Source organism: Blautia sp. AM42-2 (assembly GCF_003480245.1).
GTDB lineage: Bacteria > Bacillota > Clostridia > Lachnospirales > Lachnospiraceae > Fusicatenibacter > Fusicatenibacter saccharivorans.
In genome coordinates this window covers 378,650-402,461 of the sequence record NZ_QUIM01000002.1, presented here as the reverse complement: position 1 = coordinate 402,461, position 23,812 = coordinate 378,650, and the positions used below count along the sequence as shown (strand labels likewise).

Sequence of the window (23,812 nt, the reverse complement as noted above, 5' to 3'; positions counted from 1 at the left end):
CCATCCTCCTATAATACATCTGAGAAATGAACCCGGAGGCGCTTGAACACCTTGGAACTGATCAGTCCTGCCATAAGCACAAAAGCCCAGAAATAAAGGGTGTGCCATGGATGCTCGAAGAACCAGAGTCCATTCATAAAGCTGTCACGATATCCCTGAACAATATAGTACAGAGGATTCAGCTTCAGAAGGCTGTTCAGCCAGTTCGGAATATTCGGAATCGTTGTGGTATCCCACAGAATCGGGGTTGCCCACATGCCGACATTCAGAATTACGTTGATAATCTGGCCGAAATCGCGGAAAAACGGTGTGATGGAACAGGTCAGATAGGAAAGCACAACGACGAGACAGATCACTGCAAAGGTATAGTACCCGATCTGGATAATCTGAACCGGCGGAAGTTTTCCCATCAGTGCAAAAATCAAAATAGCAAACACAATAAAGAACAGATGTACAAACAGGGAAGAAATCACCTTTACAATCGGAAGTACACTGATTTTAAATACAACCTTCTTTACCAGATAACTGTATTCCAGCAGACAGTTTGATGCACTTGGCAGCGCATCGGAAAAGAAGAACCACGGAATGATACCGGAAACCAGCCAGCAGATATACGGATATCCGGTGGCAGCCGGCTGCACGCGCAGTCCGAGCTGGAATACGACAAAGTAAACAGCAACCGTCACCATCGGCTGGATAAATGCCCAGATAATGCCAAAATACGCTCCGGCGAATTTATTGCGGAAATCATTTTTTGACAGTTTCCAGATCAGTTTCCGGTTCTGATAAAGTTCTTTGAATACGTTCATAAATGTTTTTTACTCCTTATTTCTTTAAATCCTTAATTCCGCCCCATTTATGATCTTTTTCCGAAATAATCAGATCTTCTTTTGTCATTCCTTCCGGCATCGGCCACTCCACGCCGATCTCCGGATCGTCAAAGTACAGACCGCCCTCATCGTTTGGATGATAGAAATCGGTACATTTATAAGCAAACTCTGCATAATCAGAGAGTACGATAAATCCGTGTGCAAAGTTCTTCGGAATAAAGAACTGTTTCTTATTTTCTGCGGAAAGCAGGACGCCGAACCATTTTCCGTAGGTTTTGGATCCCTCGCGAAGGTCAACCGCAACATCGAATACTTCTCCGTTTACCACGCGTACCAGTTTGTCCTGCGGGTAATTGATCTGGAAGTGAAGTCCGCGCAGGACACCTTTTTTGGATGCAGACTGGTTATCCTGTACGAACTGGACATCAATGCCGGCTTCTTTAAAATCATTGTAATTGTATGTCTCCATAAAATATCCGCGCTCATCGCCGAATACGGTCGGGGTAATTACTTTTAATCCTTCAATTTCACAAGATTCTACTTTAATTTTTCCCATTTTTCTTTCCTTTCTCTTCTCCACAAAAATGTGAACAGATCTTTTTTTGACCTCTTTTGTGTCTACAATCTTTGCTATTATACCATTCTTTTCTGAGAAACTCAAGAACCCATTTTCACGCCCGCCCCGCCGCTTTTTATGTAAATTCCCGGATTTTCATTTTTCCACTCGTATTTTTTAACAAAATACTATTTTTTTCGTAAAGTTTCTGTTATAATATTGTAAGTTCCCAATTATATTTTATACCTAACGCTACCTGTTTGTTACCTATTATAAAACACTAAAGAAAACTGGAGGTTATTTACTGTGTCTCGCAAAAAAGTACAGCATGTTGGAAAGATACTTTTTTCCATTCTTTCCGTTCTGTTAGGATTCCTTGGGATCCTTCTTTTTACGTCTTCCCGCTGGATGCTCGCGACCTGGGCGCATCTTGATATGGAAGAACTTGTTTATCACTTAAAGGCACCCCTTGAGGGTACCAGCAAGGATGTGCTCTGGAGTTACGTCTGGTCCTGCGGCATGATCTCTTTTGCCGTTCTTGCTATTCTGATCGCGCTTTTTATTATCCTGCGCCATCGGAAGAAAGTGGAAATCATTCTCGGTTGCATCTGCATTGCCCTGGGAATCGCTCTTTCTTCCTATTCTCTTTATAATGTCTGGACGACGCTGGATATCGATACTTACCTGCACATTCAGAACAGCTACAGCACTTTGATCGAAGATAATTACGTCAATCCGTCCCAGACAACGATTACATTCCCGGAAAAGAAACGGAATCTGATCTATATTTATCTGGAATCAATGGAAAGCACCTATTCTGATAAAAAAGACGGCGGTGCTTACGACCACAATTTTATTCCCGCCCTGACTAATCTTGCCCTGGACAATATCAATTTTTCCAACTCCGACAAGCTGGGCGGCGCTTATCCGACAACCGGAACCACCTGGACCATGGGCGGTCTCTTTGCACAGACTTCCGGTCTTCCGCTGAAGCTTTCGATTCAAGGCAATGAGATGGCTTATCAGGACAGCTTTTTTCCGCAGCTTTCAACACTTGGCGACGTTCTCAATGAAGCCGGCTACAAACAGTACTTTATGATGGGTTCCGATGCCGCATTCGGCGGACGGAAGAATTACTTCACTTCGCACGGTGATTATGAAATTGACGATTACTACTGGGCGATCAGCGAGGGACTGATCCCGGAAGGCTACTACCAGTGGTGGGGCTATGAAGATGCCAAACTGTTTGAGTATGCAAAAGATAAACTGACGGAGATTTCCAAGAATGACGAACCGTTCAACTTCAGTATGCTGACTGTTGCCACCCACTTCGAGGACGGCTACAAATGTGACGAGTGTGATGAAAAGCAGTACGGAGATGACCACTACGGTATGGTGATTGACTGCTCCAGTTCCCGTGTCAGTGAGTTTATAGACTGGATCAAGGAGCAGCCTTTTTATGAAAACACGACTATAATTCTTTCCGGTGATCATCTGACCATGGACTCTGATTTTTGTGAAAACATCGATGAAGATTATCAACGTTCTACTTATAACGCTATTTTAAATTCACCCATTCTTCCGGTTCATGAAAAAAATCGGATTTTCACCACGATGGATATGTTCCCAACTACTCTCGCAAGCCTTGGAGCTGTCATTGACGGTGACCGTCTTGGACTTGGTACGAATCTTTTTTCAGACAAGCCTACACTTGCCGAAGAACTTGGCTTCGATGAACTGAATCGCCAGCTCTCTATGGGCTCCCGATTCTTCGATGAACTTGATGCTGATCTTACCCCCGTCTGGGTCGGCGATGGCGAATATCAGAAATTTTATATTAAGGAAGAAGATCGATTTGCCAATAACGAATGGGTAACTTACAATCCACATCAGCTCTGGGCTGACGGTAAGCAGTCTTATTTTATTGATAAGGACGGCCACGCGGTTTCCGGCTGGCAAAAGCTTGAGGATGGGAAATGGTATCATTTTTCCGAGTCGGATTACCATCTCATCGAGGGTCCTTGCGATACAAATCCTGAATTGGAAGAGGAAACACCCGACTCCACTTCGGTAAGTGACATTTCCTCCGCTTCTTCTTTTACAGAAAACGATTTGGATTCCACAGTCGAAAGTTCTTCTTCTGGAATAGATGAGGACGATTTCTCTGAAAATGAGGATAATTCCAAAACCATCAGACATCTAGGCTCTTCTGCGGAAGATGATCCTCACAACCTGTCTCCTATCGATTATCAATAAAAATTTGATAACGATTCAGATCTATGCAATATAAAATAAAATTCCGCAGAAAAAGTTTTCATTTCTTTTTCTGCGGGATTTTTATTTTGCAAAATATTTAAAGCAGTATACGCTTAACTATTGTCTTACGTACAAAAATATGTTTTTTCCCATTTTTTTCACCTGTGTAAGGATCCACTGGATCAGTAAGGCAACAAAAATCGCTGCTAATAAATACAGAATTTTTGTCTGTTCTACGTCCTTCGGCATATAATACCACCAAATATCACTTTTACATCTTGACCAGTCAAACTTCAAAAACAGCTTTGTGCCATTCGCAATTGTTCCGAAAGCAACTTTTACAAGTAAAAAACCCAAAAACTGATTTTCCATAATCGAAAATGTGTTGTCTGCAAGAAGATTAATCCACTTTTTTCTTCCAAATACTGGTTCCATTATCGTTGCAATCCGCATCCAAAGTGCAATTCCCAAAAAACCAATAATAATTGGCATGACCGGTCCTTGATTAAAGTCATTGCACCACGCTGGCGTATAAGCCAACCTAGTTTTATAATGAAGAAAAATCATAAGTTTTGCAGCAAACACAATCGCAAAATACACTACAGATGGAATCCTGTCCACATATTTCTCCAGTATCTTTTTATAAAAAATACCCATTGCATAAAACGGAGCAAAATACAGAATTCTGACCACTGTCAGCCACCAGCTGGTGCGATATTCCATAATCGCCAAAAAATTGCCGCCCATTCCAATAAGTACTGCCCCTGCAAAAAATATCCATTCCGGTATCTGCCATCCTTTTCGCTTAAAAAATGCCCGAATCATACAATTTAATATTTCTACCATAAACAAGGGCACAATATACCAGCCGGCCATATTAAGGACAAACTGATGCCCATCGTTTAAAGGTGAAATCAGAATATTGTGCAAATTAAATTTTCCACTGATTTGAAAGCCCCACCGATGTAATAACCTGACAAGCAGCCCATACGCAATCGTATACCCATACATTGGAAGTATCAGGGTACGAAGCTTTTTACAGACATATCTCCCCGGTCGTTTCAGTGCTGCATCTTTAAAAAAATATCCTGAACAAAAAGTAAACAGCGCCAGATGGATTCCCTCATACGGAAACCATTGCGCAAAGTCCAAAGAAATTCCACCACCATCACAATGTCCCGCAACAACCATCAGAATCGCCACAGCATATAATATCTTAAAACGATAATCTATTTTTTTCTTATTCATAATCAAAAGCCGTTCGTTTGTTGTACGCAGACCCCCTATTTCAAAGGACAAGGACTGCTTAGCTGATATCGCTTTCTTTCCATCATCGGAACGTTTTACGGCAATGTATACACCAGTACCCCCAGGATAATAATCAGATTCCCAATCAGCTTTCCTTTTGATACCTTTTCTTTCAAAACGCCAAAGGAAAGCAGCAGGACAAAGACGTACGTAAAGGTATCCAACACCGGACCGTATTTCAAATCTACCTGTGTGTAGGCATACGTATTTAAAAGAAGTACACTGCCAAAAATCAGATACGCCACAATCACGCGCCAGTTCAGATACTCACGAAGTGCAGATGCATGCTCCTCGTTGGCGCTCTGTTTCAGCAGAATCTGTGATACTGCGGAAAACATTGTACAGATCAGCATTAAAATCATATATTTATTCATATCGCTGCACCACCATAACTCCCACCAGCACAATCAGAAGGCCGATGATATTTTTTACCGTCAGATTTTCATGGAAAATGATCACGGCCCAGATCTGGGACCAGATCAGATAGACGCTGCGGTTTGCATATGCGGTTGACAAAGAGAATTTTTTGATTACCTTCTGCCATGCAATAGCGTAAATGCCACAGTTTGCAACCATCAGAAATAAAAATACATATAATAGAGGATTTTTGATTCCTCCCCGGTTCAGCTGAACCGATGCTGCTTTCGAGAACACACTCGTCAGAGAAAACAGCAGGATATTCAGGTGCAGCTGAATATAATCTTTTGCCTTATTCAAAAACAAGTCCTCCTTTTTACTTTTCTTCCACGCGGAAAATGATATGCCCTTCTACTTCTCTTACCGGGATGCACCCCGCTGTTTCCACATAGGATACTGCCGCTGAACTGCTCGAAAGTACAATATACTCTGCATTCATTTCCCTAAGACTTCTGTAAAATTCTTTCTGATCCAGCGACAGATCCATCTGTGTGATAATCTGAAGGATCTTTGTTTCGTCTTCAATTTCCTGCTCGGTCAGTGCATCAGTTGATACCGTATTGGAGCCCTGATAGGTCAGAACCATATCGCGGTCCAGAACCAGTTCAAACGAAGCATCATACTGCCGCACGATCAGGTTGAAATCCGGTTCAAAGACAACTCTTACGGTTCCCTCTCCCGCTTCTTCGTGCAGCACCGTACAGACAGCCAGAAGATCATCTGGCATCTTGTACTGGTTATCCGGCAGCTTCGGCAGTCCGCCAGCCAGTACGGAATTTCCGCCAAAACAGATGACCGCTGCCAGCACAGCCGCGGTCAGATACCGTCTCCAGCCTTTTTTCTGCCCGCCCACAACTTTCGTGCAGGCATATCCGATGGTCAGTACCATCGGCAGAATCCAGAAAAACCGGTAATAGACATTGACCATTCCAAGTTTTCCCAGGATATATTTCACCGCAAATGGATTGTATACCGTAAAGGCCAGAAAAACAGCGGTTGTTACGAACACATACCGCTCTTCCTTTTTTCCTTTTAAAGCGAGATACAGCACCGACAGCAGAAACAGCGTCAGTACGGTTGTGTTTCCTCCAAACGTCACAAAGACCTGTCTCACAAAATCGAGGCCGCTCTCATTCAGATTTATTCCGCCCACATTTTCTCCTTTCTACCGCACAACCGGAATCTGCAGGATACCGCGCACACCAAGGAGATAGACCCCAAGCACCAGCACACACGGCAGCACAGCAAGCAGATAGAGCCCGCTCTGTCCCCAGCGTTTTTTCCGCACAAGATTCGGCAGAATCACAGCACTCATGGCCACCGGTACGGTCATCATGGATGACATCGTAAGGTCAATTGCAGCGACGCCTGTCATGAAAAACAGCAGCCAGACTCTCTTTCCGTTTTTCTCCTGATACATGCGCAGGCCAAGATAAAACAGAAACGGGAGGATGATATTGCACAATACGGCCTTTCCCTCGTATCCCCTCGTCAGCAGGAACGACGCATTCGAAAAGATCGTATGAAAATTCAGATTCACAACACTAATAAAGCACAGGAGCACCCATACCATCTGTTTTTCTTTTAACAGCGCCTTTCCGATCTGTGCATAGACGAGATAACTTAAAACTACCGTCATCATACAGAGAATCACCTTCGTCACTACGAGCGGATGAAGACCCGTTAAACGGCACAGTACTGCATTTGCTGCCGGATACATGCTGAACACATAACGGATGTTAAAAAAATCCAGTGCTTTTCCTGTATATGGGTCAAAGCTGCTGATGGAATCTGTCGCAAGGTTCGTTGTCACACTTCCCACATAATACGCTGCATCCGCACTGCCGTTTTCCTGCAGTGCAGCAACAAAATACAGCTGGATTCCAATCAGCACCAGCATCACATAAAAAGCCGCCGTCTTTCCTCTCCAGAAACCGCCGCTTCTTTTTCCCCACTCTCTCCACATTCCCAGATGAAGACAGATGGAAGCAATTACAAGGACAGCCACAACAGCAGCCCATACCCATGCGAGCAGATGCAGCTTTGCACCGAGCACCATCATCGGCACAGAAATCAGTTCAAATAAGAAGTAATATGCAATAAAGCCAAACAGCACAGTTTCACCCAGATGTCCGCTCTCATACCTGTTTTCTCTGATAAAAAAAGAACCCAGGCAGCAGAACACTGCGAGCATTCCCAGAAACAGTGCCGGCATTTTTAATAAGGTAATCATGTTTGGTTCCTTTCTTTTCCTTACATTCCCAATCCCACTCATTCTAACATGATGCCCTGTCTGCGTCAAGTAATCGAAATTCTAATAAACATTGACTTTTCCCTGAAATTTTGTATAATTGTGATGTTGAGCGCTTATTTTCCACCCGGCTGTTTTACTTTTTGTTTTAATGATATATGTTACGAAAGGAGCCATTGATATGCCTTTTTCCCGGCATACCCGCAGATCCGTGTTTTCCATCGGCGCGGCATCCCTTGCCGCTGCTTTTCTTTTTCTCACCCCGGAAAACACACATGCGGCTGATACTACAGCAAAAATTCACATTCTGACACTCGGCAGCGGCTCCAATGCCATCGTTCTGGAAAGTGTAGACGATAATGGCCAGAAAATTTTCGGCATGGTAGACTCCGGCGAGGACTGGGATTACCCTGACGGATCTGATCCGCGTTATCCGCTGCGCAGCGGCATCACAACGTCGACCGGCTACGACGATGAGGTACTCTCCTACCTGGACTCCCTCGGTGTCACCTCCGATAATCTGCAGTTTTATGTTGCAACACATCCGCACAGCGACCATATTGGAACCGGCGATACCATCGTGCGGCTGTATTCCCCCGACCGGGTTTATCTGCTCCCGTATGATGACAGTTATATCTATAATACTGCGCGTCTCTGGGACAATCTTTATGTCTACGACCAGCTTCTTACTGCTGTAGAAGAGACTGAAGGTGTGACCCTGATCCAGCATCTGAATCCCGGTGCCGCCTCCGCAGAAGAAGGATCTCCTGATTTTGCTTTTGGAAATTTCCAGATCCAGATTGTCAACTACGAGGAAGATTATCTCACAAGTCCAAAAGAGGACGCCAACCAGTTCTGTCTTGGTGTAATTGCCTCCGCAAACGACCACCGCGCTTTTCTGACGAGCGATATCGACGACGTCGAGGGCGATGCCAGCCGGATTGTTTCGAACTACGGGCTGTACAGCATTGATCTGATGACTTCCAATCATCACGGATATCCGAATGCTGTCGATGCAGACTATCTTGCTGCCGTCAACCCGGAATATTTTATCCAGACCGGTGACTTCCGTATTATGGATAACGATACCGTCGAGACCCTGACCTCTCTGGGGCTGCGCGTATTTTCCACGACAGAATATTCCGGCGATCTTCCGGCAGTCATTGCTGACTTTTCCGGTTCCGCGGTCACTTCCAACGTGGATGATACCTATGAAATTTACCGCGGCCGTTCTTCCAAGCTCGTTGCTTATCATGACGGCATCCCGTACAGCGGATTTTTCACCCGCGGCGGACAGAAATATTATGCAGACAGCAGCCATCTTCTCGTATGCTCCACTTCCTGGCGCGACACAGAAACGGGCATCGAATATACCTCCGATGAAAACGGCGTGATCACAAACGAACGCCACGTCATCGGCTGGGTAAAACGGGATGGAAAATGGTATTACTACAACGATGATGAAACACCGTATACCGGCTGGCTCACCCTCGACCACAAAACGTATTACCTCGGCGCGGACGGCGTTATGGCAACAGGCTGGCTTCTGCTTGATGGAGATTACTATTATTTTTCCGGCAGCGGTGAGATGCAGACCGGATGGCAGTTTATCAGCAACAACTGGTACTATCTCGCCAAGGATACCGGTATTATGTATTCGTCCGGATGGCACGCTGATCCAGAGACCAAAACGATGTACTATTTTTACACATGGGGAGGTGCCGCACGCAATACGACACTTACCTTAAACGGTTACCGCGTCAAATTTCTTTCCTGGGGCGGTATTTCCGGCAGCACCTGGCTGTACCATGACGGTGCCTGGTATTATGTACAGAAATATTCCTGCGTAACCAATGGCTGGTATCAGATCGATGGCGCCTGGTATTTTATGAATGCGGACGGTTCCCTAAAGCAGAACGAAAGTTTCCTGTATGACAACAATCTCTACTTTGTAAATAAGAGCGGAAAAATGTATCAGAACCAGTGGCTGAAATGGGATGGAAACTATTATTATCTCAGAAGCTGGGGCGGTGCCGCACACGAAGGCTGGCTGCTGCTTCAGAATAAATACTATTATATTAATGAGGACTGTACACGGAAAACGGATGAAGCCTTTACGTATGATAACAATCTTTATTTTGTTGATGAAAACGGCGTCATGCCGGCAAACCAATGGGTGATCCGGGAAGGTGTCTGGTACTTTACCTACAGCTGGGGCGGTGCGAGAAAATCGCAGTGGTTCTATTATAAAAACAACTGGTATTACTTCAACGATGATGCTTCCATGCAGACCGGCTGGGCAGAAATTGACGGAAAAACATATTATTTCCAGAGCTGGGGCGGATGCGTCACCGGGACGAAAAAAATTGACGGAACAACGTATGTGTTTGATAAAAACGGTGTTCTGCTTTCCGAAAAAGAAAGCTAGAAAAATCCATATAAAAATGCGGCAGAAACGAAAATCTCATTCGTTTCTGCCGCATTTTTTATAAATTTCTTTTCCGGAACAGTGCACGAACGCACTGCCGGTAAATTCCGGTTCCCAGAAACAGGGTCAGATAGGCGATTTTCCGCCCATTCGTGAAGTGATCGCCTTCCAGTACCAGAAGCGGATGCTTTTTAAGCTCTTTTGCCAGCCTCTTCGCAAGCGCCTTTTTCTCCGCGTCCATGGTTTCCAACAGCATCAGCTTGTCCAGCACGAAAAACCGCGCCCAGCAGCAGCGCACACCTGCTTCTTTTTTCAGCGCCGGGTGGCGTTCTTCCACGACATTCTGATTATGGTCCCATACTTCCACCGAACCCAGATCTGACCAGCGAAAACCGCTTGTCGTGAGGCTTTCGCGCCGGTGCACATAATAGTATTTCTGTGCTGTGGAAAAGGCCACCTTCCGGCAGTGCTCCATTAACGGAACGATGACGTATGCATCCTCGGCGATTGTTTTCTCCGGATAGACAACGCCCTCGAAAATCTCTCTCCGATACAGCTTGCCCCACGGCATCACGCCGAACACGCGCGCCTTCATCACCTGGCGCAGTCCCTCCTCGCTGTCAGTCACAGATTCGATTCCCTCCTGTTTCAGATCCGGCACCGGCCTTCCTTCATAGAGATCGTATCCGCGGCAGATACTCATTTCGGCATCATATTTTTCCGCCAGACGATACAGTGTTTCCAGAAGATCCTCCGCTGCGAAATCGTCGCTGTCCACAAACGTGATATAACGCCCCTCTGCAAGCGCAACGCCCGCATTCCGCGCCGAACTGACGCCGCCGTTCTCTTTTTGGTGATAACGGATCCGCGCATCCTGTTCTGCGTATGTCCGGCAGATTTCACTGCTCTTGTCGGTGCTTCCATCATCTACAAGAAGCAGCTCCCAGTCCGTAAAAGACTGGGAGAGAATGGAATCCACACATTTTTTTAAAAATTTTTCTGCCTGATACACCGGGGTAATGATTGAAATTTCCGGCATTGTTTTATCCTCTTTCTTTATTTCTTACAGCAGTAGTGTATCCCCTTATACTGCTCATACGGATGATCGAGATCCAGAAACGCCGCATCGTGGTGCCCTTTCTGCTGTTCTTTCGGCGGCAGTTTCATATAATCGCCGAACGCCATGCGCAGATATGTGTCATATCCGACCGGAATCGGCAGGCGCTCATTCTCGAACGGAACCTCCATCGCCGATGCAAAAATCTTTTTCGGATATTTCCGGAGAATCGCCTGCGGTGCGCACATCTCGGTGATGCCGTCCACCCGTGGGCTGTCGATATCAAATTTTGTAATATAGTTCTCTGCCTGCTTCCAGATCCGGTACCGCATCTTCTGCGTCGGAGCCAGCGCCAGCAGAATCGTTCCCAGGTAATGCATAAACGCGCCGTGGCGTTCTTTGGTCGGAATAACCTGCGTGCAGAAGAGCTGGAAAATCTTTCCCTCGATCACTTGCCATTTCCGCGCAAGGTTTCCCGGTGCATAGCCCTCGATCGGGAGAATATCAAGTGCAACGCCGTGGCAGAGATCCATATCGACCTGCTCCTTTTTCACCTGCGTGGTGCGGCTGTCGCGAATGTTCGCAAACGTGTGCGCATTGCAAAAGCCCTCTTTCGGGTACTCGAGCTTGTAGATTTTACTCTCCTCCTGCGTATCCCAGATTTTCAGGAACTTCTCGTAATCTTTCCGCGGCATGAAAAAGTCGAGATCATCGTCCCACGGAATAAAGCCGCCGTGGCGGATTGCACCGATACAGCCGCCGCCGCAGAGATAACAGGTCAGATGATTTCTCTGGCACCAGTGGTAAAACATAACGGCCATTTCCAGATTTTTTTCCTGCAGCCGGCGCAGAATTTCGTCCTCGGTATTAAACATCTTTTTTCTCCTCTTCCTTTGCGTTCAGGCTGATCGTCTGTCCTTCCTCGAGCCCTTCTGTGCTCTCCTTTGTGAAGACAATCTTAAAGGTTGCAAGAATCAGCTTCAGATCCTCTAAAATCGAATAGCTCTCTATGTACATCAGATCCAGCTTCAACTTGTCGTATGCGGTCGTGTTGTACTTTCCGTAAATCTGGGCGTAGCCGGTAAGGCCTGCCTTTACTTTCAGACGGTAAGCAAACTCCGGAATCGATTCCTCATATTCCTTTGCAATCTCCGGCCGCTCCGGGCGCGGTCCGACGACGCTCATATCGCCCTTGAAAATGTTCAGAAGCTGCGGCAGCTCATCAATTCTCGTCGCGCGGATCACCTTCCCGACCGGCGTAATGCGGCTGTCGTTCTTCGTTGCCAGGCGGGCTACGCCGTCTTTTTCGGCATCCACGATCATGCTTCGGAATTTGTAGACATAGAATTCTTTTCCGCCGATCGTGAGACGTTTCTGTTTAAAGAACACCGGGCCATGGTCATACAGCTTGATGCAGAGCGCTGCGATCAGCATAATCGGCGACGTGATCACAAGAAGAATCGTCGATACGAGCAGATCCAGCAGGCGCTTGCAGAATCTCTGATCAAACGAAAGACCACTGTTTCGCGCGAGCAGAAGCGGTGTATCGAAAATATGGAGCGCTTCCGCTTTCCGTACCATAATATCCGACAGCTTCGGCGTCAGATAGACACGGATTTCTTTCGCATAGCAATATTTCAGCAGACGGTTGCGCAGCTCCGAATGAAGATCGCCCAGGATCACGCCCTCCTGACCGTATGCGTCAATCTGGCGGCAGAGCTCTTTCTCTCCCACTTCCACGCTCACCTTATGTGCTACAATATACTTGTCCGGCCGCTGGTTCATCTTCAGCTCCAGGCTTTCCATCGGGTATTCACCGTAAATCAGAAGCACCTCTCTTGGCGGAAAGAGACGCGCAAACGTCTTCTCAAAAAGCCAGGATACAATGCCTGCCAGCGCAAAGTCCACGAGTGTCATGCCGACCATCGGCAGAATGTACGGCAGGTGGCGCCACAGCAGGATAATCTGCAGATACATCAGCGCATTGGCACAGAATGCCGTCATCATCTGGGAATAGATGATGCTGCTTCCCTTCATGTAGCCGATCTTCATGCCGCCGTAAATGTACATGAAAACCAGAAGAAAAATGCCGTAGATCACGACGATAATCTGATTTCCCTTATCCCAGAACGGCTCCAGCCACAGGTGGCTCGCATAGTATCTGTCCCAGAACACAGAAAAAACAGCGCATTCCAGAAGCACAATCGCCGCGACCGCCAGGACACGCATCAGATGTTTGTACTGTTCCCTGTTTTTATAGTTCATCAATCTCTTCCTCTCTTTTTGCCCTTACCGTAATACTTCCGCACACCGTTTACGGCATAGCACGCAAAACAGTACAGGGAGCGGAACGTTCCCATTCCAAGCTCGCGGTAAACACGGTAAGTCATTCCTGCAGAATGCAGTTTATTCCCCGATTTTCCTGTGCTGGACAGCCGGTATTTCAGCAAAGGCTTATCCACACCGCAGGCTGTCCCGTATTTTTTCAGGATCCGCAGCCAGTCCAGATAATCCTCGTGGCACTCGTCCTTTTCCATCGGGAATTCCAGCAGAACGCTTCTTTTGGCCAGTACCGACGAGCAGCCGATCACGTTGCCGCGCAGAAGCATTTTGTAGGTGATCCGCTCCGGGACAGAAAAGATCTTCTGCTTTTCCGGTTCCTGATCGTAAATCAGCTCCCGACCCGTGCAGCAGAGCACATCACCGGTCTTTGCAAGGGCTTTTTCCTGCTTTTCCAGTTTTTCGGGATCCCAGTAATCATCCGCGTCCAGAAAGGCAATGTAATCGCCCTTTGCGAGCTGTACACCGCGGTTTCTGGATGCGGACGCTCCTTTGTTTGTCTCATTCCGGATATACCGTACCCGGTCATTTTCTCCGTAACGCCCCATCTTTTCCATCGTATTGTCCGTGGAATTGTCGTCGATCACCAGGATTTCCAGCGGGGTTTTTGTTGTCTGGCAAAGGACTGAGTCGATTGCCTGAAACAGTGTTTCTGCACCGTTGTACGAAGGGATTACTACTGAAATCATGTATTTTCCTCTCTTACTTTGTCTGCTGCATCTGTTTTTTAAATTTTCCAGCAGCAAACCTCCTACTTTTATAGCATATCTGCACGGGCTTGTCAATTTTACGCCGGGATCTGCTGGTTTTTCTTTCTTACATGTAATTCTATGTGAGCTTTAAAAACGCCAGTAAATAGAACAGAATTCCTCCGAACAGTGCTCCGTTTCCGCCGTTTTTCTGCCCCGTCTTTTTTCCGATGGCAGTTCCGGCATACATCGCCGCCATTCCGACCGCGAAGGAGGCAAAAAAGATCTCTCCTCCTGTCACCGGAAGATCCGCGGCAAAGACGCCGGAGACAATTCCATCCACCGACATCGAAACCGCCAGCAGGCCAAATTCCAGTGGGTGGAGCTGTTTTTCTAGATGTTCCAGTCTTGCTTCTGGTTTTCCCTGCTTTTTTCTTCTGCGTTTTCTCAGTTCCTCGAAAATTTTCAGCGTTCCCATAAGAAAAAAGCAGCCCGCACCCACTCTGGTTCCCCATTCCGGTCCTGCGGACTGCAGAAATCTTTTTCCAAACTGCGCGGAAGCAACCAGGGCAGCACTGCAAAACAGATTCAGCAGCGCCGTCATGCCGGGTGAAATTCTCGTATTGCTGCTTCCATATCCGATGCTTACTGCAAAGTTATCGGCTGAGAGCGCCGCAGCAAGCAGAAGCAATTCTACCATATGACACGCTCCGTCATTTCTCACTTTACAGTATTCGTCTGTTTTTCAAACCGTGCATCCCGGGAAGGCAGTTCTTTTTCTTATTCCACTGCTTTCCGGAATTCCCGGATTTTTTCTCCGAAGTGCGATACATCGGTGCAGAAAATGCTCGAAGTTCCCGCCACAAAAATGCTGGCTCCACAGGAACGCAGCGTCGCGCCGTGCTCCTTCGTAATGTTTCCGTCCACTTCTAAAATGATGTCCTCCCGGTGCATCTCCTGCAGAAATTTCTGCAGCTTTTCCGCCTTGCGCAGCGTACTCGGCACAATTTTCTGTCCGGCAAAGCCCGGATTCACCATCAGAAGATTGACGCCGTCGATATAATCAAGCACTTCCTCGATCTGCCCGATCGGTGTCGCCGGGTTGATCGCGAGGAACCGCTTGCAGCCGTACGGCACGAGGTAATCGAGCGCGCGCTGCACCTGGAAAGTGCTCTCATAATGAATCGTCACGATGTCCTCTTTGTGAATGCCGATCCACGGCAGCTTGTACTCCGGGTCTTTAATCATCAGATGAAGATCGAGCGGAATACTCGTCAGTTCCCGCAGTCCGCGGATGTAGTCGACGCCAAGGCCGAAGTTCGGAACGAACTCGCCGTCCATCACATCGATATGGAGATATTCGACTTTTTCTTTTTCAAATACATCGATCGCCGCCTGCAGATCCACAAGGTTTGAGCACATCATGGATGCCGATATCTGACTTTTTCTCATATTTTTCTACTCCCATGAAACCATTACTTTGCAGTATGGCTCTTTATGATTTTTCATCAGTTCCAGTCCGTCCATCAGCTTTTCGGACGGGAAACAGTGCGTGATCAGCGCCTGTGCCGGGATTTTCTTCTTCGAAAGCGCATCGAGTGCCTCCGTCCAGTCGCAGGCTTCATCTTTTTCATAAGAAGAATTCCACGTTCCCATCAGGTTCAGCTGTTTGCGCAGGATGCGCCAGTACACGTTCTTTTCCATCGCAAGATCGCCCGATGGATTTCCCATCAGCACGATGCTTCCGCCCGGTCTTGCAAGAAGAACTGCACTGGAAACGGCCTGCGGCGTTCCGACCGCTTCTACTACAACATCCGCCTGAATCGCTTTACTCTCCTCTTCCGTCACATATGAGATGCCCGGGATCTGTTCTGCGATCGCACGTTTTGCTTCGCCCCGTCCAATCACAAAAACGGTTTCGGCGCCGAGCGCTTTCGCCCACGCTGCCGCTGCAAAACCGATCATGCCCGTTCCGATCACTGCTGCGGTATCGCCCGGCTTCACACCGCTTCGTTTCACCGCATGAAGCGCCACAGAGAGCGGCTCCAGCATTGCTGCCTCGCGGAAGCTGACGTTTTCCGGCAGCTCCATCAGGTTCCAGTCCGGCACGGCCACGTATTCCGCAAAGCCGCCGTCCCGGCGCGAGCCGAGGTAATCGTAGTGTTCGCACATCTCATATTTTTTCTGCCGGCACTGCGGGCAGGTGCGGCATGGGATCAGCGGGAAAATGCCGACCCGTTTTCCAACTCGCTCTTCCGGCACACCCTCGCCGTATGCGGCAACCACGCCTGAAAACTCGTGACCCGGAATCGTTGGAAAATGGTATGTTCCGTTTGTGAAAATCCGCGGAATATCGGAGCTGCAGATTCCTGATGCCTTTACCTGCACCAGAACCCAGCCGGATGGGATTTCCGGTTTTTCGATGTCTTCCCTTCTTAAATCATTGACTCCATGCAGCTCGTATGCTCTCATTTCGTTTCTCCTTCCACAATCGTACAGAAACGCTCCAGGTCGCTCCTTGTTGTAATCTTAAAGTTCCGCTCATCCCCTGGGATCATCGCCACATCCATTCCATGGCGGTAGGCAATTTCACTCGTTCCCCTTGTGAGGGACAGCTCCTCTTTCGATGCTTCCCGGTTGATCTTCGCGTACGGATGCAGCCGGAAGGCTTCCGGCGCCTGACCGGCAAACAGCGTGCTGCGCTCCAGCAGATGGTCAATTTTCGTTCCGTCGCTGCTCTGATAGATCGTGTCCTTCATCGGCAGCACCGGCATACAGCCCTCATGATCGGCAAGCGCCGCAAGGCAGTCGCCAATCAGCTGTTCGCTCACCAGAGGCCGCACGCCGTCGTGGATGATCACACCGTCGTTCTCCGATACGGAATCCTCCACGCAGACGGTAAGGCCATTATGAATGGATTCCTGCCGCGTATCCCCGGCATCCGCAAAGGCGAGAAATTTCGTAATCCCGTCTTCTTCCATCCATCCGCGGATCTTCTCTCTCCAGGCATCTGCCGCCACGATGACGATTTTCTCAACGGCACTGCTTTTCTGAAACTGCTCCAGCGTATACAGCAGAATCGGTTTCTTTTCCACTTCCAAATACTGCTTCGGAAAATTCCCCATCTGCATTCTCGTTCCGATTCCCCCCGATAGTATGATTGCGTAATTCATCTTAAGCCTTTCCTTTGCTCTTTTTACTCTCTTTTTTTCGCTCTTCTTCCAGCTCTTTTAAAAAGTCTCCCAGTTCTCCGGAGGCGTTCTCCAGCAGGTACGACTTCGTTTTCTGTTCTTTCTCCAGATAGTTTTCCCGGATCTGGCCGTTTGTATGTTCAATCTCGGTGCGCAGATCCCGTGCGGAGAGACGATGCGCGCCCGCTCCCATAATGATGATCTGCTCGAGACCGTCCGAGGAAGCCACCGTTACGTTGCCGTTGTGGCCGATCCTGTGAACCGTTTTCTCGATGTACTGGTCAGCCGTCTCCGCCTCTTTCGTATAAACGACATGAATATTATGGTACATGCCGACCTCACCCTGGTTGCCTTTTACTTTGTAGGCATCAAAGACAAGAATCAGCGTCATTTTTTTATATCCCTGATAATTTGACAGGATGTCCATCAGCTTTCCTCTGGCGCTCTCAATATTATACCTCGCCAGCTCATTTAAATCATCCCATGCAAAAATAATGTTATAGCCGTCCACCAGCAGATATTCCTCCTGCGGCTCCTTCGGGCGGTTTGATTTTGCATATTTGGGATCCCCGATGCCGGATGACGAGGTGACCGGACGTGTCCGCCGCTCGAAACCGGCGCGCTTCCGCTCCACTTTGCCGTATGTCCTCGTAAAGATTTCTTCCAGCTCCTTTGCCTCCTGCAGGGAAGCTGCCATCGGCACGCGGTCGGATGCTTTTTTTGCTTTCTGCACAGAGGATGCTCCGCCGCTCCGGTCTGCCGCAGATTCGGCTGAATCGCTTTCTTCTTCCGGATTTTCCAGCGTGTATTCCAGATGCATATGGTCTTCCACTTCATTCCATGGAACGACAAAGCCTGCCCCGTGGGCACAGAACACAGAACCCGTCGGATTTTCCACATCCGCCTCGGAATCGTAGCCGATGGAGGCAATCACTTCCTCCGCGTTGTGACACGGCTCATATCCTTTTAAGGTACAGAACACTCTTCCGCGTCCCCGGCTGTAAGCAGTCACTTCTTTCTGATAATCCCGCATCGTCACAACCGGTGCGGTTCCGGTGATCACTGTCATATCGCCTTCCATTTCCGGCGGTTCAAAGCTGCCGTACATCCGCTGGATATCGTTCAGCGCCCGTCCCGTCGATTCCGACGGAATTTCCAGACGGAACGCATAGACCGGCTCCAGCAGAACGGATTCTGCTTTTTTCAGTCCCTGCCGCACCGCACGGTACGTCGCCTGGCGGAAGTCGCCGCCCTCGGTGTGCTTAATGTGCGCACGGCCCTTGACCAGCGTGATTTTCATATCGGTAATCTCCGACCCGGTCAGCACGCCGGGATGCTTCCGCTCCAGCAGATGTGTGAGGATCAGACGCTGCCAGTTGCGGTCCAGGGTGTCCTCGCTGCAGACGGTTCCAATCTGCAGTCCGCTGCCCGGTTCTGCCGGCTCCAGCAGCAAATGAACTTCCGCATAATGGCGCAGCGGCTCGAAATGGCCGACACCCTCCACGGTACTGCGGATCGTCTCTTTGTATACAATATTTCCGGCTCCGAATTCCACCCATTCGCCGAAACGCTCGTGGATCAGACTCTTTAAGATCTCGATCTGCACCTCACCCATGACCTGCGCATGGATTTCCGCGAGGCGCTCATTCCAGACAATGTGGAGCTCCGGGATTTCTTCTTCTAACTGGCGCAGTTTTCCAAGCATCTGATGGACATCGCAGTCCGGCGGAAGCTCGATGCGGTACGTCAGCACCGGCTCCAACACCGGTTTTTCCGCCTCGGTTTCGTTGCCGATGCCCTGACCGGAGAAAGTGCTGTTCAGTCCCGTTACGGCACAGATCGTCCCCGCCGGTGCTTCCTGTACCATCGTATAGCCCGCACCGGAATAAATACGGATCTGGTCTGCCTTTTCTTCGCCGAGCATCTGCTTCACCTTCAGCACGCCGCCCGTGATTTTCAGATGCGTCAGACGGTTTCCTGCCGTGTCCCTTGAAATCTTAAAAACGCGCGCGCCAAAATCCCCGCCGTACTCCGGCGTTTTTGTAAACCGGTCCAGAATTTTCAGAAATTCCGTCACGCCCTCCATCTTGAGTGCAGAGCCAAAGCAGCACGGAAAAACCTTCCGCTCTGCGATCATCGTGCGGATCTGGTCTTCTTCCACGCTTCCCGTTTCCAGATACTGCTCCAGCACGTCCTCATCACACATGGCGAGTTCTTCCAGCAATTCTGCGTTCTGGAGATCCTGCGAGAAATTCAGGCAGTGCTCTGAGAGACGGCTCTGCAGTTCTTCCAGCAGTTTTTCCGCATCCGTGCCTGGCTGATCCATCTTGTTGATAAAGAGAAAGACCGGGATCTCATACCGCGCGAGCAGCCGCCACAGGGTTTCCACATGCCCCTGCACGCCGTCCGCACCGCTGATCAGAAGAACCGCATAGTCCATGACCTGTAAAGTGCGCTCCATCTCCGCCGAGAAATCCACATGGCCCGGCGTGTCAAGGAGTGTGACCTCCGTCTCGTTCAGCTTCAGCACGGCCTGTTTGGAAAAGATCGTGATGCCCCTTGCTTTTTCCAGTTCCTCCGTGTCCAGAAAGGCGTCCTTGTGATCCACTCTTCCGGCTTTCCGGATCTGGCCTGTTTTATATAAAACTCCCTCTGCCAGCGTCGTCTTTCCCGCATCGACATGCGCTAAAATGCCTACCGCCAGTTTTTTGGTTTTTTCCATTTTGTTTCATCCTGTCTGTATGATTCATATTTTTCAGGCCCCCTCATCCCCTGCGGCCCGACTCACTGCTTATTGTACCACAAAACCTCTCATTGCGGAACCCCGGAGTGAAACGCAAAAAATCTCAAAGCGGCTTTTTCTTCTGCTTTGAGATTTTTTATGCTATGTTCTGTTTTATCTCTCCCCCGCCATCGGCTGCCGATCTGCAATTTTCAGGAAAACAAATCCCAGTGCAGATAAAATCGCCAGGCATGCAACCGCCACGTTGATCGTTCCGCCTGCCAGTTTTACAGCTGCAATAACTGCAGAACCAAGGAACGATGGTTACTCTGTCTTCCAACGTCATATCCGTTTCTTTTAAAAGTTCATTTGCAAGAAGTGCACCGTACTCTGCCTGATGGGCAACCTGCATACAGTGTTTCTGCGAATGATCCGTATATCCCAGCTGTCCCAGGTTTTCGTTTCCTTTTTTCAGATATGCGTTAATTTCTTCGTTTTTTATAATTTCCTTGTATGTCAATCGTTCGTTCTCCTCTTTTTCAGACTGCAATCTTTTGACTGCATCCATTCCAGACTCCAGCCTAACCGCTGTATTTTTGCTGTTCCTGCCATTTCTTTCAGAATATTTTTTACTACAATCACGATCGTAGCACATTTGTATTTTAACTGCTATCCTGTTCCTATAAGGTCTATATCAAATGATTGTTAAATTTTTTATATTTTTGATGCAGTCAGGCGGGGTTCTGTTACAGCAGAAAAGCACTGCAAATACAGATGGATGTATTTACAGTGCTTATTTTGAGATTATTTTTGTTTTTTAATTCTGTGCGTCTTCGTATTCTTTTACTTTTTCTTCATACTGCTCCTGGCTCTCGATCGTATGTTTTACAATATGACCGTGCTCTTTCTGCTTATGTGCCAGATCCCGGCCAGGACGCGGTGCATATTCGTCTTCCGGGATTTCGAGTGCATTGGCGGTGGCGTGAATGATACCGTTGCTGCTGTAGGTGGCACCGCTCAAGGCGTCGATGTTAAGGCTCTGTTCTTCTTTCATCTGCCCTATCACGTAAGGCGCTGCACGGAAAAAGTATTCCTCGGTGTCGCAGTAGGAAAGGATGGAGATGTCGGTCACTTTCTGGTTTTCTACCGTTACCTGCACTTCGACATCCCCGCGGAAGGCATCGGCGGTACCCGTGCAGATGCCGTCTTTCAGGTCGTGGAAACGGCCGGCGTCCAGGAATGCCTGTTTTTCTTCCGTTGTATCCGTCGATTCAGATGCTGTATTTTCCTGTACAGTATTCTCATCTCCGGCGGCTTCTTTTAACGCATTTTGAGTGGCCTCAATCAACCCTTTACTGCTGTAGGTGGCGCCGGAAACGGTATCTATCTCCTCGGCACTCTGTTTTTTCATGATTTCCGAAAAGATTCCTGACTTTGCTCTGTCCAGATATGTCTGATCATCCTCGGCGTTCTCTATCGTCAGTCCGGTTATCGTTCCCTGTTCCACTTTTACGGAAACGGTCACGGTTCCGCGGTAGCCTTCTCCACTTCCGGAATAAGTGCCGTCCTGGAATCTGCTGTCCAGATTCTGTTCTGCCGTATCAATGGCCGCATCACCTGCTGTCTTACCAACGGAACCGCTCTCGCTCCGGATCAGGAACTGTGACGCTGCAATCGTAAGGCAGGTCACCCCGACACCGATCCACACGCTGTATCGGTACTTCCAGTGTGCATTGTTCTTCAGACATCCGTTTATACATACCCCGCATCCAATACACTCGCCGCCTGCCGTCTGCTCTTTTTCTGTCAGATCAATTCCCATGGTACATTTTGCAGTACAGAGACGGCAGCTTCCGCATTTGCTCCGCGGTTTTACAATTTTTAACAGCGTACATCTGGAAATCAGGCTGTAGATGGCTCCCATGGGACAGAGATACCGGCAGAAAAAGCGCTGGATTAAGATGGATCCGACGAAAATCACCAGAATCAGCGCACCGCCAATCGAAAACATCGGCTTCACACCCGGCCAGTGTCCGATGGAACTGTACTGTCCAAATACCTGCCACGGCCCTGCGATGTTCCATTTTATCATACCGCTCCATACGAAGACTGCCCAGAACAGGAGCACACCATATTTGATCCAGCCTGTTGGAACATTTCTTCCACTCTTCTTTGAATTTGAATGCAGGTTTTTCGCACCTGCTTTTCGAAACTGCTTTTTCAGCTTATTTCCTGCAAACCACAGAAAATCCTGCACAGCCCCGAAGCTGCAGAAATATCCGCAGAAAAACCGTCCCACAATAATCACCGCCGGAACCGTCGCCAGCAGCATCCATACCGAATATCTGATCCGTTCCCACGAAACCGTCCCCTGATAAACTGTGGAAATAATCGTCCCAACCGCAGAAAACTGCGCCTCAAACAAGCCCGGAATCAGCAGGAAAGAAAGGATCTGAATCACTGCTTTCGGCCAGTTTCTTTTGTCTTGTTTTTTCAAATTTGTTCCTCTTTTCTTATGTTTAACGTTTCATCTCCATTACCGGACCATTCGATTTATGTTCCTGGATTAATTCACAAATCTCCGAAAGATTCATTGCCGGGAAATCTCCGGGGACGGTATCCTTCAAGGCACTTACTGCATTTCCGATGGATACTGCCTGTGACAGTAAAAAACCCTCATAAATCGTGTATTTTCTGCACATTTATGAGGGTTTTATATTTTTGCGTTATTTTTACAAATTCACAGTTGAATTATGCGTTCATCTGTTTAGCAACTTCCTCAGCAAAGTTCTCTTCTTTCTTCTCGATTCCTTCACCGGTCTCGAAACGAACGAAGCCTTTTACTGCTACGGTTGCGTTGTTTGCTTTAGCAACCTGTGCTACGTACTGAGCTACGGACTGTTTTCCGTCTTCTGCTTTTACGTATACCTGGTCAAGCAGGCAGATCTCTTTGAGCTCTTTGTTGATACGGCCCTGGATCATTCCCTGGATAACTTTTTCCGGTTTCTGGGACTCTTTCGGGTCGTTCTGAATCTGAGCCATGAGGATTTCTTTCTCATGTGCGATGTAATCAGCGCTTACTTCGTCGCGGTTTGTGTACTGCGGACGAAGAGCTGCAATCTGCATTGCAACGTTTTTAGCCATCTCTTTGAGGTCATCGTTTACAACATCTGTCTCAACGTCAACCAGAACACCGATTTTACCGCCCATATGAGTATAAGAAGCAACGAAACCGTTCTCCTCTTTTACCTGCTGGAAACGACGGATGTTCATGTTCTCGCCGATGGTAGCGATCTGATGAGCCAGCTCTTCGCCAACGGTCTCGTTGGTATCGAATTTCCAAGGCTCTGCCAGGAATCCTTCTACGTCTGCTGCAGTTGTATCCATAGCCTGCTCTGCAACCTGTGCTACATAGCCACGGAATTTCTCGTTCTTTGCAACGAAGTCTGTCTCAGCGTTTACTTCTACAGCGACAGCTTTCTTTCCATCCTCGGATACGTTCAGCATAACGATACCCTCAGCTGCGATTCTGCCAGCTTTTTTCTGAGCAGTAGCAAGTCCTTTTTCTCTCAGGAACTCCATTGCTTTGTCCATATCACCTTCGGTAGCTGTAAGAGCTTTCTTGCAGTCCATCATACCAGCACCGCTTACTTCTCTTAACTCTTTTACCATTGCTGCTGTAATAGCCATTGTTTTATTCCTCCGTATACGTGATTCAGCAGACTGCATCTTCATGCCGGTCTGCTATTGTGAGATTCGCCGAAGGG

General features: G+C 48.2%; 21 protein-coding genes. 2 read left to right on the top strand and 19 right to left on the bottom strand.

The features are described 5' to 3' along the window. Positions 1-8: 8 nt before the first annotated feature. Both DW915_RS04940 and rfbC read right to left on the bottom strand, forming a co-directional pair. On the bottom strand, positions 9-809 hold the full coding sequence (locus DW915_RS04940; RefSeq protein ID WP_055219413.1) for an ABC transporter permease: 801 nt from the start codon (positions 807-809) through the stop codon (positions 9-11). A 16-nt stretch (positions 810-825) separates the two neighbouring features. Continuing rightward, on the bottom strand, positions 826-1,386 hold the full coding sequence (gene rfbC / locus DW915_RS04935; RefSeq protein WP_022462980.1) for a dTDP-4-dehydrorhamnose 3,5-epimerase: 561 nt from the start codon (positions 1,384-1,386) through the stop codon (positions 826-828). Between the two features lie 306 nt (positions 1,387-1,692). Between rfbC and DW915_RS04930 the strand changes: the two genes are divergently transcribed. Continuing rightward, positions 1,693-3,642 carry a sulfatase-like hydrolase/transferase gene (locus tag DW915_RS04930; protein ID WP_243001857.1) on the top strand — a complete coding sequence of 650 codons (1,950 nt, stop codon included), beginning with the start codon at positions 1,693-1,695 and terminating at the stop codon, positions 3,640-3,642. Between the two features lie 117 nt (positions 3,643-3,759). Here the strand turns inward: DW915_RS04930 and DW915_RS04925 are convergent, their stop codons facing one another. The 5 genes from DW915_RS04925 to DW915_RS04905 form a co-directional block, all read right to left on the bottom strand. After that, positions 3,760-4,890, bottom strand: coding sequence for an acyltransferase family protein (locus DW915_RS04925; protein ID WP_118741698.1), 1,131 nt, complete (start codon positions 4,888-4,890; stop codon positions 3,760-3,762). 95 nt (positions 4,891-4,985) lie between these two features. After that, entirely contained in the window at positions 4,986-5,324 is a 339-nt protein-coding gene (locus tag DW915_RS04920) for an EamA family transporter (protein ID WP_022462983.1), read from the bottom strand. Then, complete coding sequence (locus DW915_RS04915; protein WP_022462984.1) at positions 5,317-5,667, bottom strand: EamA family transporter; 351 nt, start codon at positions 5,665-5,667, stop codon at positions 5,317-5,319. Before DW915_RS04915 ends, DW915_RS04920 begins: the two co-directional genes overlap by 8 nt. A 16-nt stretch (positions 5,668-5,683) precedes the next feature. Continuing rightward, positions 5,684-6,520: a hypothetical protein gene (locus DW915_RS04910; protein WP_117804379.1), complete on the bottom strand. Its 837-nt coding sequence runs from the start codon at positions 6,518-6,520 to the stop codon at positions 5,684-5,686. Positions 6,521-6,532: 12 nt separating this feature from the next. Beyond that, the gene (locus tag DW915_RS04905) at positions 6,533-7,600 is read right to left on the bottom strand and encodes a DUF6077 domain-containing protein (RefSeq protein WP_022462986.1); all 1,068 of its coding nucleotides are present in this window, start codon (positions 7,598-7,600) and stop codon (positions 6,533-6,535) included. 199 nt (positions 7,601-7,799) lie between these two features. Between DW915_RS04905 and DW915_RS04900 the strand changes: the two genes are divergently transcribed. Further along, positions 7,800-10,046 carry a hypothetical protein gene (locus tag DW915_RS04900; RefSeq protein ID WP_158581021.1) on the top strand — a complete coding sequence of 749 codons (2,247 nt, stop codon included), beginning with the start codon at positions 7,800-7,802 and terminating at the stop codon, positions 10,044-10,046. 58 nt (positions 10,047-10,104) lie between these two features. Here DW915_RS04900 and DW915_RS04895 read toward each other — a convergent pair whose 3' ends face one another. The 12 genes from DW915_RS04895 to tsf all read right to left on the bottom strand — a co-directional run bounded on the left by DW915_RS04895 (position 10,105) and on the right by tsf (position 23,735). Further along, on the bottom strand, positions 10,105-11,085 hold the full coding sequence (locus DW915_RS04895; RefSeq protein WP_055219419.1) for a glycosyltransferase family 2 protein: 981 nt from the start codon (positions 11,083-11,085) through the stop codon (positions 10,105-10,107). 17 nt (positions 11,086-11,102) lie between these two features. Next, positions 11,103-11,978, bottom strand: a complete 876-nt coding sequence (locus DW915_RS04890) for a LicD family protein (RefSeq protein ID WP_118741696.1) — start codon at positions 11,976-11,978, stop codon at positions 11,103-11,105. Then, the gene (locus DW915_RS04885) at positions 11,971-13,368 is read right to left on the bottom strand and encodes a sugar transferase (RefSeq protein ID WP_022462990.1); all 1,398 of its coding nucleotides are present in this window, start codon (positions 13,366-13,368) and stop codon (positions 11,971-11,973) included. Before DW915_RS04885 ends, DW915_RS04890 begins: the two co-directional genes overlap by 8 nt. Then, a complete protein-coding gene (locus DW915_RS04880; protein ID WP_118741727.1) occupies positions 13,368-14,132 on the bottom strand; it encodes a glycosyltransferase family 2 protein in 765 nt (254 codons plus the stop codon). The genes DW915_RS04885 and DW915_RS04880 overlap by 1 nt, the downstream gene beginning before the upstream one ends. 139 nt (positions 14,133-14,271) lie before the next feature. After that, complete coding sequence (locus DW915_RS04875; protein ID WP_118741695.1) at positions 14,272-14,832, bottom strand: manganese efflux pump; 561 nt, start codon at positions 14,830-14,832, stop codon at positions 14,272-14,274. 80 nt (positions 14,833-14,912) lie between these two features. Beyond that, entirely contained in the window at positions 14,913-15,584 is a 672-nt protein-coding gene (locus tag DW915_RS04870; protein ID WP_118741694.1) for a ribulose-phosphate 3-epimerase, read from the bottom strand. 6 nt (positions 15,585-15,590) lie between these two features. Beyond that, positions 15,591-16,604 (bottom strand): galactitol-1-phosphate 5-dehydrogenase, encoded by a 1,014-nt coding sequence (locus DW915_RS04865; protein WP_055219428.1) that lies wholly within the window; start codon positions 16,602-16,604, stop codon positions 15,591-15,593. Next, a complete protein-coding gene (locus tag DW915_RS04860) occupies positions 16,601-17,305 on the bottom strand; it encodes an IspD/TarI family cytidylyltransferase (protein WP_118741693.1) in 705 nt (234 codons plus the stop codon). Before DW915_RS04860 ends, DW915_RS04865 begins: the two co-directional genes overlap by 4 nt. Before the next feature lies 1 nt (position 17,306). Further along, a complete protein-coding gene (locus DW915_RS04855) occupies positions 17,307-20,045 on the bottom strand; it encodes a translation factor GTPase family protein (RefSeq protein WP_118741692.1) in 2,739 nt (912 codons plus the stop codon). A gap of 157 nt (positions 20,046-20,202) precedes the next feature. After that, on the bottom strand, positions 20,203-20,700 hold the full coding sequence (locus tag DW915_RS15885) for a hypothetical protein (protein WP_199676774.1): 498 nt from the start codon (positions 20,698-20,700) through the stop codon (positions 20,203-20,205). Between the two features lie 162 nt (positions 20,701-20,862). Further along, positions 20,863-22,542, bottom strand: a complete 1,680-nt coding sequence (locus DW915_RS04845) for an FMN-binding protein (RefSeq protein ID WP_118741691.1) — start codon at positions 22,540-22,542, stop codon at positions 20,863-20,865. A gap of 254 nt (positions 22,543-22,796) precedes the next feature. Further along, positions 22,797-23,735 (bottom strand): translation elongation factor Ts, encoded by a 939-nt coding sequence (tsf, locus tag DW915_RS04835; RefSeq protein WP_022461153.1) that lies wholly within the window; start codon positions 23,733-23,735, stop codon positions 22,797-22,799. Positions 23,736-23,812: the final 77 nt, after the last annotated feature.

Excerpts from the sequence above, each read along its gene's own strand:
- DW915_RS04880 (WP_118741727.1), bottom strand. The coding sequence starts at position 14,132 with ATGATTTCAGTAGTAATCCCTTCGTACAACGGTGCAGAAACACTGTTT.
- DW915_RS15885 (WP_199676774.1), bottom strand. The coding sequence starts at position 20,700 with ATGTGCTACGATCGTGATTGTAGTAAAAAATATTCTGAAAGAAATGGC.
- DW915_RS04900 (WP_158581021.1), top strand. The coding sequence starts at position 7,800 with ATGCCTTTTTCCCGGCATACCCGCAGATCCGTGTTTTCCATCGGCGCG.
- DW915_RS04890 (WP_118741696.1), bottom strand. The coding sequence starts at position 11,978 with ATGTTTAATACCGAGGACGAAATTCTGCGCCGGCTGCAGGAAAAAAAT.
- rfbC (WP_022462980.1), bottom strand. The coding sequence starts at position 1,386 with ATGGGAAAAATTAAAGTAGAATCTTGTGAAATTGAAGGATTAAAAGTA.
- DW915_RS04885 (WP_022462990.1), bottom strand. The coding sequence starts at position 13,368 with ATGAACTATAAAAACAGGGAACAGTACAAACATCTGATGCGTGTCCTG.
- DW915_RS04895 (WP_055219419.1), bottom strand. The coding sequence starts at position 11,085 with ATGCCGGAAATTTCAATCATTACCCCGGTGTATCAGGCAGAAAAATTT.
- DW915_RS04860 (WP_118741693.1), bottom strand. The coding sequence starts at position 17,305 with ATGAATTACGCAATCATACTATCGGGGGGAATCGGAACGAGAATGCAG.
- tsf (WP_022461153.1), bottom strand. The coding sequence starts at position 23,735 with ATGGCTATTACAGCAGCAATGGTAAAAGAGTTAAGAGAAGTAAGCGGT.
- DW915_RS04855 (WP_118741692.1), bottom strand. The coding sequence starts at position 20,045 with ATGGAAAAAACCAAAAAACTGGCGGTAGGCATTTTAGCGCATGTCGAT.
- DW915_RS04875 (WP_118741695.1), bottom strand. The coding sequence starts at position 14,832 with ATGGTAGAATTGCTTCTGCTTGCTGCGGCGCTCTCAGCCGATAACTTT.
- DW915_RS04865 (WP_055219428.1), bottom strand. The coding sequence starts at position 16,604 with ATGAGAGCATACGAGCTGCATGGAGTCAATGATTTAAGAAGGGAAGAC.
- DW915_RS04870 (WP_118741694.1), bottom strand. The coding sequence starts at position 15,584 with ATGAGAAAAAGTCAGATATCGGCATCCATGATGTGCTCAAACCTTGTG.
- DW915_RS04940 (WP_055219413.1), bottom strand. The coding sequence starts at position 809 with ATGAACGTATTCAAAGAACTTTATCAGAACCGGAAACTGATCTGGAAA.
- DW915_RS04905 (WP_022462986.1), bottom strand. The coding sequence starts at position 7,600 with ATGATTACCTTATTAAAAATGCCGGCACTGTTTCTGGGAATGCTCGCA.
- DW915_RS04925 (WP_118741698.1), bottom strand. The coding sequence starts at position 4,890 with ATGAATAAGAAAAAAATAGATTATCGTTTTAAGATATTATATGCTGTG.
- DW915_RS04920 (WP_022462983.1), bottom strand. The coding sequence starts at position 5,324 with ATGAATAAATATATGATTTTAATGCTGATCTGTACAATGTTTTCCGCA.